Raw genomic sequence first — 9863 nt, forward strand, 5'->3', positions numbered from 1 at the left:
CTACCCCGACCGAGCGGCCGCGCGGGCGGCCGACCTGGCGTCTGCGCGCGTCTGCGTCGGCGCGGGCGGTGGTTGCGCTCGGGCGTGAGATGCCAGCCGCCGCAGATTCCGCACTTGCGGTAGCCGCGGGTCGCCTTGCCGCGCGCACGGGTGGCGCCGAAGGCCGCGCGGGCGGCCGCTCGGTCGGGGTAGCGCCGTCGTCCCGACGGGCAGGTGTCGGACACGACGAACTCCTTGCCGTGGGGGAGGAGGGGGGCCGGGCGCAGTACCGCTGTGGGGCGTGCTGCGCCCGGCAAGGGATCAGGCGGCCTGGTCGACGGCCTGGTCCTCGTCGGCGGGCCGGGGCAGGTACTTGGCGACGGCGAGTTCTTCCACGTCGGACAGCCGGTAGCCCTCCGCCTTCAGGCACAGCAGATAGGCGGCCTGGTGACGGCTGAGGCCCTGCCACGCCTTCGGCTCGCGCACGCTGTACTCGAACGCGGCGGCCACCTGGGCGAACACCTGGTGCCATCCCCTGGCCTTGCCCTGACGGCTGACCAGGTCGTCGAACGGGTCTTCCTCACGGCTGTAGCGGGAGGTGTCGGCGTTGGGGTCCGGGACCCCCAGGAACTGGGCGACGGCCTCGGTGTCGCCCTTCTCGCACCACTTCGCGTACAGGTAGGGCGGGCTCATCACCGTGCGCAGGGCGAACTGCCGCACCGCCTCGGGCAGGGACTTCCCTTGCACAGCCGTCTCACGAAGTCCTCGCGGACCGTCCGCGCGGTCTTCCACGCCTTGTTGCCCGCGATGGTCCGCGCCCGTTCCTCCTTCTCCTTCTCGGTCATGGACTGCTTGGGCTGCTTGGCTCCGGGGCGCAGCTTGTGGCCGTACTGTGCGGGGTCGGAGCAGTACCAGACGGGCTGGAACTCCTCGTCCAGGCGGGCGGCATGGCCGGAGCAGTAGGCGTGCTTGTCCGGCGTGAGCGGAGCGCCCAGGGGCGTGCGCAGGTCGGTCAGCGGCCGGGAGGTGTCCTTCGTGCCGTACGGGAAGTAGTCGGGCAGCAGCGGGATGTCGGCCTCTTTGAGTCCGTCCAGCGCCTTCTGGCGGGCTTCGGTGTCGGCCTTGGTCTGCCGGAGCCGGGCCAGGGCCTGGTCCCAGTGGCCGCGCCCGCCGCCTTCCTCGGCAGCGTCCTTGGCGTGAGCCTCCTCCAGCACCTGGGCGGCGCGGGAGACGTCGCTGACGTCGGCCATTTCGGCCATCTGCATCAGGTCGAAGCCCTGGACGCTGGCACGGCGGAGCTGGGCGTCGTCCAGGCGGGCGGCCTCGCGCGCCGCGCGCAGCTCGGCGCGCTTGATCTTCAGGGCGCGAGCCATCGTCTCGCGCTGCTCCTCGCTCACGTCGATGAGCGCCAGCGTCTCGATGGCCTTGACCCGGTCGCGGTCGTGCATCTGCTCGCGGTGATCGTTCTCGATCAGCGACAGCAGGTGCGTCATCGCGTCGTTGCCCACCAGGTCGGCCCGGACGATGGTGGGGATCTTGCGTGCGGGCCTGCCCTCGGCCTCGGCCGTGGCATTGGCGGCCTGCTGGGCCTGTGTGCGCCGCCATCCCTTGAAGACGCCGTACGTGCCGTTCTCCTGCGGGCGGACGTGGACGGGGTCCTGTACACCGAGTTCGGCCACCGACGCCTTGAGGTCGTCGTCCGGTTCGGTGTCGATGGTGCGGGCGTTGTACTCGTCGCGCACGATCAGCGCGGGGTCGAGGCGGACGATCTGGTCGTGGGTCTCTTCGGGCGTCGACGGCTCCGGCCGCGCAGGCGTCCGGGGTATGGCGGAGGCGGCTCTGGCGGGGGTCGACGCGGTCTTCTTCGCCTGGGGGGCGGTGGACATGGTCGGTACTCCTGTGCTGGTGATGCTCGGCGGGCCGGATATGTCCCGGCCCGCCCGGTCGGCCGGTCAGGCCGTGGGACGGTCGCCGATGGTGACGACCACGCGGATGACGCGTCCGCTGGCGCCGCCCTCGATCGGGGAGTCGGCGACGGCGGGGGAGAGCAGCAGTCCGAGGACGGCGCGCACGAGCGAGCACGTGGTCCGGGACGGCTGGAGGTGGCCGGTCTGCTCGGCGGCGACGCAGATCAGTTCGTCGGTGGCGTCGTCGGGCGTGTAGGCGACCCCACGGCGCAGCAGGTGATCGGCGAGCCGGAGCGCCTTCATCGCGCGGCGGGTGGCGCGATAGCGGGCCTGGGGCCAGCCGGTGGGAAAGGGTGCGGGATCTTCGGCACGCGCCATGGCGGTGTATTCCTCTCGGGCGGCGAGTTCACGGTGTGCAGGTGGGGGGCCACACCGCGTTGCATACTTCGATACTGGATAATAAATGGCCTGGAGGCAAACGGTTATCTCCTGCTCGTGGTGGTTGGGGTCGGGGCGCGGGACCCGAACGCGGGGGCCGGTGGCGTCGGCGGCACGGGGCGTGCGCGCGGCGGTCAGTGGCCGCCGCCTTAAGCGGTCGGCAGCGGTGTGCCCGCCTGGTAGTCCGTGCCCGGCTCGGGCGGGATCGGGTCGCCGGTGGCGAGGTCGGTGCAGTACGCCGCGAACACGTCGGCCGCTTCCATGGGCTGGGGCCACCCGTTGTCGACGTGCCAGCCGCGCAGTACGGAGGTGCTGTCGGTGGTGTACGTGCGGGTGAAGACGGTCGCGTCCCGGAAGGCGATGGAGGTCTGCGCCAGGAGGTGACAGAACATCAACCAGCCTTCGTAGTCGGCGTTCGCCTCGTCCTGGTCGTCGGGCGCGCACTCGACGGTCGCGGAAGCGGAGGCGTAACTCCCCAGGGCGGTGTGGGCGCTGCACACCAGGTGATGGCGTCCCGGTCCGAGGGCGTCCAACAGGGCCTCGAATGCCTGGGCTGCGGTCTCGAACGGATCGGGCAGGAAGGTGGGGTCGGGCATGGTGGGAGCTCCGGAGCGTGAAGCGGGGGCGGTGCGGCAGCCCGCCAGCGGTAGGGCGTGGCGCCGAGCCGGGCGCCTCGGTGTGTCGGTGAGGGTGGGGACCGGACCGCAGGAAGCTGTGCGCGGGCGGGCGGGGCCCGGTGCGGTCACAGGTCTTGCAGGGTGAGGAACAGGCCGATGACCTGGTGCCTCAGCAGCGGGAGGGTATTGCCCTGCGCGTCGGGGCCTCCGGTGAGCAGGACGGGGCCGTGGTAGGGCTGGTGCGTGAAGCCGAATCGCTGGGCGAGGGCCGTTGCGGCGGGATTCACCGGGTGGTTGTAGAGGCCTTCGTCGTCGATCCACATGTCCCACTGGCGGGTCAGGGCGACGACGTCGAACCGGTCGCATCGCAGGGCCGCGCGCAGCACGGCACGGCGCTCGGCGCTGGATGCGCAGTCATGGCCGAACGGCAGGTCGATTTCGACGAGTTGCGCGTCGCAGGTCAGGAGCAGGGCGGTAGGGATCTTGGTCATGGGTGCTTCTCGTGCTCGCTGCGGAAGGGGGTGGTCGGCCCGGCACGCGGGAGCGCGGGTGCGGTCCGGGGGTGACCGCACGGGGCTCGACCGCGTGCCGGGCCGTGGCGGCCGGGCCCCGAACGAAGGGAACGGGCCCGGCCGGTATGTGGCCCGCGCCGTGTCGCGGTGACCGGCGAGGGGCGTGTCAGGTCACGGGTGGCCCGTAGGCGCGGAACCCGCCGTGCCCGGCTGCATGCTTGAGGTAGTCGATCCAGGCGGGCCACCAGTCGGCGTCCTCGATGACCTCCGAGAGGAGCGCGGGGTTCGCGGCCCTGCTGGTCTCGTACGCCGTGAGGGCCGTGTGGATCTCGACGGGGGTGATGATCCAGCCCACGTCGCCGCCGAGCTTGTGGGCGGCGATGCCCTGGGGCTGCGGCACTGTCCAGGACAGCCGTGCCTGAAGAGCCTGGCGGAACCGCTGGACCGCAAACGGCGCCGTGTCCCCCGGTGGGGCCGCAAAGGCCTCCCCGGAGGTGGTTCCGTATTCCTCGGGTGCGGGCCGGTCCGGCGGCTGCGTGGCGGTCAGCATGCCGAAGTGGTCCATGAGCGCCCGGCACTCGCTCATCGCCCAGGTCGTCAGGTGGAAGTGCGCGGTGCGGACCGCTTCCATCGCGTCGTAGGCACGGACGACCTCCACCTGGAGGGCCTGGTACTGCGGGTGGTCGTACGGGAGGTCGAGACCGTCGCGGTGCTCCACGGCCGCGTCGAACGACCTGCTGGCAGCTTCGTACGCGGCGTCTTCGCCCTCCGGGGAGTGTACGAGGTACATGTCGTAGCCCATGCCTGGGACTTCCCTCCGTGCGGATTCGGCGCCCGTCGGGACCGAATCAGTTCGATACTAGATTAACAAGTGGTATGGGTCGGCTATTCCCCGCTTGGCGGCGGCCTGTCCAGAGGGCCGGGGCCGGTCACCGACCCTCCCGCGCGTCCACGGCGTCGGCCTCGCGGCGCGCATCGGCCGCGGTGTAACCCGTCGCGCACCACGGATGGCAGAACTGCCCGGGCGGCGCGCTGCAGGTCTCGCACGTGTCGTCGAAGTCCTCGGGGCTCCACGGCCGCAACGAGCTGCTCATGCCGGGCGGTTCCTGCTGCGCGCGGCCGGTGGGGCATCGGCGGCGCCCCGCTGCCGGGCGGCAGAGCGGCGGGTTGGTCGGCGCGGCCGCTGCTGGGCGCGCAGGGACGCGATCTCCGTGCGGATGCGACCGACGCGGTCACGCTCCTCGCGGGCGGTGCGCTCGGCGTAATCGGCGTATGCGGGCAGGTAGTCGGCGCGGCGCGCGAGCGACCCCGGGTAGTTCATCAGTAGCAGGGCCAGGACGGGGTGCGGCCGGGCGGTGAGCCACCGGGCGGCCGTCCACCAGATGGAGACGGCGGTGCGCGCGTCGCGGCGGTCGGCCTGGGCCTTGCGCTCGAAGCGTGCCGCCTCGGCCTCGCCCCTGCGCATCGACCAGTCGAGGAAGCGCAGCAGGCGGGGGGTCTCACGCTCGCGGGAGGCGTCCAGCAGGCGGTGAAGATCGGGCCGCTGGGCGACGTCCTCGGCGCAGGCACGCATGACCCGGGCGAGGGCCTCGCCCGTTGCGGCAGAGGGCGCGTTCCCGGCCGTCGACTCCACGAGAGCCGTCGCGGTGTGCTGGTAGGGGTAATCGTCGTCCGTCCACCGCACCAGGCCGCCGGTGTAGCCGGTCGCGCTGCCGCGCCTGCGCGGCAGCGACTCGGCCGGCGCGGTGGCGTCCATGGCGTTGACGGATCCGAGACTCACGCGCAGCGCGGTGAACTGGTCCCAACGGCGCGGGTGATGAGTGCCGGTCACGTGCACGAAGCCGCGCAGTATGCCCGTCAGGGCGTACAGGACGGCGTCCTCGCCCTGTGACTGGGCAGTGGCGCGCACCGTGCCGGACGGTGTGTCGATGGTGAGGATGTCGGCGGTCACGGTCGGAACTCCCGTCGTTCGGAAGGGACTTGGGGCGGTGGGCGAGGTCCGCCGCCCCGCGTATGTGCGGGGGCGGCGGACTGCTGGCCAGTGACGAGCTGGCCGGGGTGGCCGTGCCCGCTCGCCGAGACGGGAACGGCGTAGGAGATGTCGGCGGTGTCGGTCGTCGCAGCCTGCGGTGGCCGGCGGGGCCTGCCCGCCGGAAGCGAGCCGGTGCGCTGTGACGCGGGCCGCGAGCGGCGGGCGCTCCTGGACGGGTGGTTCGCGTAGTGCTGGTGGGACTCGAACCCACGACCTCGACGGCTTATAAGACCGGCGCTCTACCAACTGAGCTACAGCACCCCGGATGGTGAGTTGTGCGGGCCGCGCCCCGGTAGGGCGGAGCGGGGCGCGGCCCTGGGAGCGGCCGAGGCTGCGGGAGAGGGCGGCCCCGGCCGCTGGTCAGGTGAACAGGATTCGCGTCATGGTCTCGTCGATCAGCGCTGCGGCCTCCTCGTCGGACATGTCGTCGAGCCTGGCGAGCGCCTCGAAGTCGATCTCGACGTCCAGGTCCGCGAGCCGCTTCTCAGCGATGACGAACTCGATCACTTCCTGCGCGCTGGCGCGCTTGCGGGCCTTCGAGGCTGCGCCGGGGGCGGTGGGCTGGGATGCGGTGTTGTGGTCGTCGGTGGTCATGGCTCCTCCGTGGTGGGGCGGTTGGGGTGGCGTGTGGGTGGACCCGACCGGATTCGAACCGGCGGCGCTGTGCGCTTTTAAGGCACTGGCTCTGCCACTGAGCTACGGGCCCGTGAGGCGGGCCGCCGCCCCGGTGCCGGGTAGTCCGGGGCGGCGGCCCTGGGAGCGGCCACGCGCGGGGAGAGACGCCTGGCCGCTGGTCTGGTCAGTCCCGGCGTGACGCTGGGCGAGGTTGGCCGGTAACTGCGCGGGGAGTCAGAGGTTGTGCTGGAAGCGGTACTGCCTGACGAGTTCCATCGCGGCGTCGCGGACGGCTCTGCGTTCGGTCTTGCCGGTGCTGCGGGCCTTGTTGTAGGCGACCGATGCGCGGACGACTGATCCGGGCCGGGTCAGCCGTGCGTGGACGATCTCGGGACCGTGGCCCGACAAGTCCTGCTTGGTGATGTTGTGGATGGCGGCAGCGATCGCGTGCGCGACGGCGTTCTCGTCGGTGATCGGGACCGGGTCGGTGTCAGCCATGGTCACGTTCCTTTGAGTCCCTGAGGGGGCCTTGAGGTGGCCGCCGCCCCGCACCGCGGGCTGAGGGGCGGCGGCCGGGTGGCGGCCAGGCCGTGGGAGAGAGCTGGCCGCCGGACCGGGGGTGCGCAGCAGGTGCTACGTCGGAGCGGATACCGGAACCGGGAATGCCGTTCGGTAGGTGACGGCATCCGACTCCGGACCGAGCGCTTCGCGGAAGACGTGGCGGATCTCGTCGGCCGTGAGGGGCCTGAGCGCGTGGCCGTCGACCAGCCAGCCGCGCACGGTCTCCTCGCCTGTCGGTGCTGTCGTACCGAGCACGACGCTGCCCTTGGCGACGATGAGACCGAGGGCCACGACTTCCGCGACTGCGGCGGTGTCGGCGTAGACGCCGCGCCAGAGAGCGTCAGCGCCTTCTCCGACGACGTCGAACCAGGCGTAGGCGGTGACGGGTTCCGCGTTCCTCGGACGGACAACGGCGGTGAGCAGGTGGCTTCCGGGTCCTGCCGTCGTCATCAGATCGGTGACGGCGTCAACGGCGTGCGCGGTGACCGGTGCCAGGCGTTCCCGGGCCTGGCTGGATGAAAGGTTATTGGGGCCCATCGGGCGCTTCCCCTCGTGCTTGTTTCGGCGACAGTGGAGGGCGTCACCCCTCAACTAACTTCGATACTAGATAATAAATGCTTGGAAGTCAAGCCCTGCCGGTTCCGGTTCGGGTGCCTGTGAGCGGCACCCGAGTGCCGCTCACAGACTGCCGATCCTGCGGGAGTGGGAGGCCGCCGCACTCCCGCCGGGGCTACAGCGACTACGCCGCTGCGGCGATGGCCATCGCGGAAAGGGCCTGCGTCTCCAGCTCGTAGGCCGCATCCCCGTCATCGAGGGTCTGCGCGGTGGCGGTGATGGCCTGCATGATCCCGCCCGCCGTGGTCTGGCCACCCCTGATGAAGTGGCTGAACACGGACTCCCGCACGCTGTCGGAGAACCGCAACTGCTTCGCCACCAGTTCCACGGCCTCGGTCGGGCTGGTGATCTCGCGGCCTGCCTCCCGCTGGATATCGGCCAGCTTCCGCTCGACGTAGTCGCGGTTCATGAACGTTGCGACCGCGTCACGCGTCTGCGCGGTGATCAGCGCGAGATTCTTCTCCTGGGTGTCCTCCGAGAACCTGACGATCCCCTGGTCCATCCGTGCTCCGAGATGCACCTTGCCGAACGCGTCCTTCGTGATCGTCATACCGTTGCCGCACACCCGCACGACGATGCGGGGCGTGATCGCGTACTTGCCGCTGCCCACCTCGCTGTTGGTGAGAACGAACCCGGCCGAGACGATCGGCAACTGATCGCCCGACTGCCCGGTGAACGGCGACCGGTACCCCCGCAGCAACTCGGGAGCGAGTGCCTCGACGTGCTCGGACTCCACCCGAACGATCATGCGCCGCTCCGTGAGGTCGGCCCCCGTGATCTTCACGGGGTGTCCCGACTCCTCGATGCCCGCCAGTACGGCGGTGAGCATGTCCAGATGGTCAATGATCTTGTAGCCGTCGGAAAGCCACGCACGCAGTACGCCCGGCTCGCCCTTGAAGGCGCGGAGCAGGAAACGGCGGGTCGGGTCTTTCTGCAGCCAGCCGTTGACGTTGAGGTCGTACAGGTCGACTGCCTCGGCGCGCATACGGCGCAGGTAGGCGGTGGGGATCTTCAGCTTGTCGGCAATTCCCTCATCGGCAACGGCGGTGGGACGGTAGGCGCCGTCAGCCTGTGTCACCCCGCTCGGTGTCAGTACCGGCTCCATGCCGGTCACGGTCAGGTTGCCGTCCACGGCGCTGATCGCAGAGGCAGGAGCCACCAAGTCGATCTTGGCGTCCTGGTCCCGCTCAAGGATCTGGAGCAGGTCGTCGAAGGACGCGTTGCGCGCGCCCCTCACCTCGGTGTCCATGGAAGTCGGGTCGGTCTGGTGAGCCACTAGGGGGCTCTCCCTTCGTGTGCTTGGCGATACATCGGCGTCACCCGATGTAGTTCGATACTAGATATATACCCGGAAGTTGGAGCTTCAACCACGTGGATCGGTGGGGCGGTGGGGCGGTGAGCCGCGGTGGCACGGGCACCGCGTGGGAAGCGCCGCGACCTTCGACGCCGCGCCGCTCGTAGAACTATCCCGCCCGGGTCGGGCTCGGTCTGTGGCCTGATCACTGGGCGGGTGGCCGGCGCGCGCCCGGGCCACGGGCCGGCTCCCCCTGCCGGTGGGTGTTGGGCGGCCGTGCCCGGCCACCCAACACCCACCGGGCTAGTTCACCGCCGACGGCGGCTCGCGAGGAGCAGTGCGGCTTCGTGCTGGGCGCAGGTGGCCTTCCGGAAGTACCGCATGGCCACGATGACCAGAACGACCGCACCAGCGGACAGTACGGCGGCAGAGACTTGAAGGGAGCTCATGGGTCACCACCTCACGTCAGCGCGCAGGGTCAACACCAGGGCGTCAAGCAGGCATGCGACTACGTACACGTGGGGCGCCCAACGTTCGAGCCGCGAGGGTCCCGACTCCTCGTAGTCCAGCCACGGGGAGGGCGGATACGCGGTGCATGCCTGCTCGCGCATGGTCACTTGTTCTCGAAGAATCGGGCAATTGCCTTCGCGATGTTGTCGCTCTGGCCTCGGGCGCGGCCCTTGCTGTACGCGTAGCAGGCCACTATGGCGACAATCAGGATGATCACTTTCAGGCTCATGACTTCCTCACTGACCGGGTGCGGCCTCCCGTGGGGGAGGACTGGGGTTCTTGCGGCTTGGCCTCCCGAACGGGGGCGCAGGCGAGATGCGGCCCCCGTCCGGGAGTGTCTGTTACGAGATCCCGTAAAGCAGATCTCCGGGGCCGTCACCCCAACGGCTCATGCCGTCTACGCGGTGCGGGTGGAAAGGGGCCCAATACGTGGGCGGGACTCGGAGGAATTCGCGAGCCTCGTGCAGTTCAATGTGCATGATCTTGCCGAGAATCCGGCGGTACAGTTCCACGTCGTCGCAGTCGGCAACGACGATCGGGAATTCCGCGTACGTGGTGATTTTCTCCGGGTAGCCTTCCGGCGCCAATTCCCGTTCCGACCTGTACGCGGGGAACGTGAACGTGACCTTCACCGTTCCCTCAAACCGGTTGGTGTGATCCTCGGCTTTGATCGTCCAACCGGGCTTGTAGATCAGCTGATTGATCAGCTGCACTGCTGATGCTGCCTCCATTACGGGGCTTCCCTTCGTGTTCGGCGTGGCCGCTCCGGCGTCACCCGGAGCA

The 9863-nt window shown here is 70.1% G+C and carries 15 protein-coding genes, 2 tRNA genes and 1 pseudogene; all 18 read right to left on the reverse strand.

The features are described from left to right. A pseudogene (locus JHN45_RS46820) lies at nucleotides 1-224 on the reverse strand (hypothetical protein); the annotation flags it as partial. A gap of 76 nt (nucleotides 225-300) precedes the next feature. Continuing rightward, entirely contained in the window at nucleotides 301-726 is a 426-nt protein-coding gene (locus tag JHN45_RS53720) for a hypothetical protein (protein WP_236584855.1), read from the reverse strand. Further along, the gene (locus JHN45_RS46825; protein WP_236584856.1) at nucleotides 672-1865 is read right to left on the reverse strand and encodes a ParB N-terminal domain-containing protein; all 1194 of its coding nucleotides are present in this window, start codon (nucleotides 1863-1865) and stop codon (nucleotides 672-674) included. The genes JHN45_RS53720 and JHN45_RS46825 overlap by 55 nt, the downstream gene beginning before the upstream one ends. A 66-nt stretch (nucleotides 1866-1931) precedes the next feature. After that, nucleotides 1932-2264 (reverse strand): hypothetical protein, encoded by a 333-nt coding sequence (locus JHN45_RS46830; protein ID WP_201055509.1) that lies wholly within the window; start codon nucleotides 2262-2264, stop codon nucleotides 1932-1934. 209 nt (nucleotides 2265-2473) lie between these two features. Next, the gene (locus JHN45_RS46835) at nucleotides 2474-2920 is read right to left on the reverse strand and encodes a hypothetical protein (protein WP_201055510.1); all 447 of its coding nucleotides are present in this window, start codon (nucleotides 2918-2920) and stop codon (nucleotides 2474-2476) included. A 146-nt stretch (nucleotides 2921-3066) separates the two neighbouring features. After that, on the reverse strand, nucleotides 3067-3432 hold the full coding sequence (locus JHN45_RS46840) for a DUF3846 domain-containing protein (protein ID WP_201055511.1): 366 nt from the start codon (nucleotides 3430-3432) through the stop codon (nucleotides 3067-3069). Nucleotides 3433-3619: 187 nt separating this feature from the next. Further along, entirely contained in the window at nucleotides 3620-4255 is a 636-nt protein-coding gene (locus tag JHN45_RS46845) for a hypothetical protein (protein ID WP_201055512.1), read from the reverse strand. 127 nt (nucleotides 4256-4382) lie between these two features. Next, a complete protein-coding gene (locus JHN45_RS46850; RefSeq protein WP_201055514.1) occupies nucleotides 4383-4547 on the reverse strand; it encodes a hypothetical protein in 165 nt (54 codons plus the stop codon). Continuing rightward, a complete protein-coding gene (locus JHN45_RS46855; protein WP_201055515.1) occupies nucleotides 4544-5404 on the reverse strand; it encodes a hypothetical protein in 861 nt (286 codons plus the stop codon). Before JHN45_RS46855 ends, JHN45_RS46850 begins: the two co-directional genes overlap by 4 nt. A gap of 267 nt (nucleotides 5405-5671) precedes the next feature. Next, nucleotides 5672-5746: transfer RNA gene (locus JHN45_RS46860), tRNA-Ile, on the reverse strand. A 99-nt stretch (nucleotides 5747-5845) separates the two neighbouring features. Beyond that, nucleotides 5846-6079, reverse strand: a complete 234-nt coding sequence (locus JHN45_RS46865; RefSeq protein WP_201055517.1) for a hypothetical protein — start codon at nucleotides 6077-6079, stop codon at nucleotides 5846-5848. A gap of 38 nt (nucleotides 6080-6117) precedes the next feature. Next, nucleotides 6118-6191 (reverse strand) — tRNA-Leu (locus JHN45_RS46870). A 143-nt stretch (nucleotides 6192-6334) separates the two neighbouring features. Further along, nucleotides 6335-6598 carry a hypothetical protein gene (locus tag JHN45_RS46875; RefSeq protein WP_201055519.1) on the reverse strand — a complete coding sequence of 88 codons (264 nt, stop codon included), beginning with the start codon at nucleotides 6596-6598 and terminating at the stop codon, nucleotides 6335-6337. Between the two features lie 135 nt (nucleotides 6599-6733). Further along, a complete protein-coding gene (locus JHN45_RS46880) occupies nucleotides 6734-7198 on the reverse strand; it encodes a hypothetical protein (RefSeq protein ID WP_201055522.1) in 465 nt (154 codons plus the stop codon). Between the two features lie 202 nt (nucleotides 7199-7400). Beyond that, nucleotides 7401-8552 (reverse strand): DUF932 domain-containing protein, encoded by a 1152-nt coding sequence (locus JHN45_RS46885; protein ID WP_307783397.1) that lies wholly within the window; start codon nucleotides 8550-8552, stop codon nucleotides 7401-7403. A gap of 326 nt (nucleotides 8553-8878) precedes the next feature. Further along, nucleotides 8879-9019, reverse strand: a complete 141-nt coding sequence (locus JHN45_RS46890) for a hypothetical protein (RefSeq protein ID WP_201055523.1) — start codon at nucleotides 9017-9019, stop codon at nucleotides 8879-8881. Between the two features lie 164 nt (nucleotides 9020-9183). Beyond that, entirely contained in the window at nucleotides 9184-9309 is a 126-nt protein-coding gene (locus tag JHN45_RS54260; RefSeq protein ID WP_268982477.1) for a hypothetical protein, read from the reverse strand. A 112-nt stretch (nucleotides 9310-9421) separates the two neighbouring features. Next, nucleotides 9422-9863 (reverse strand): hypothetical protein (locus JHN45_RS46895; protein ID WP_236584857.1); only part of this gene is annotated, 442 nt, incomplete at its 5' end.

Origin of the sequence: Streptomyces sp. MBT53, assembly GCF_016654115.1 — a bacterium.
Classification (GTDB): domain Bacteria; phylum Actinomycetota; class Actinomycetes; order Streptomycetales; family Streptomycetaceae; genus Streptomyces.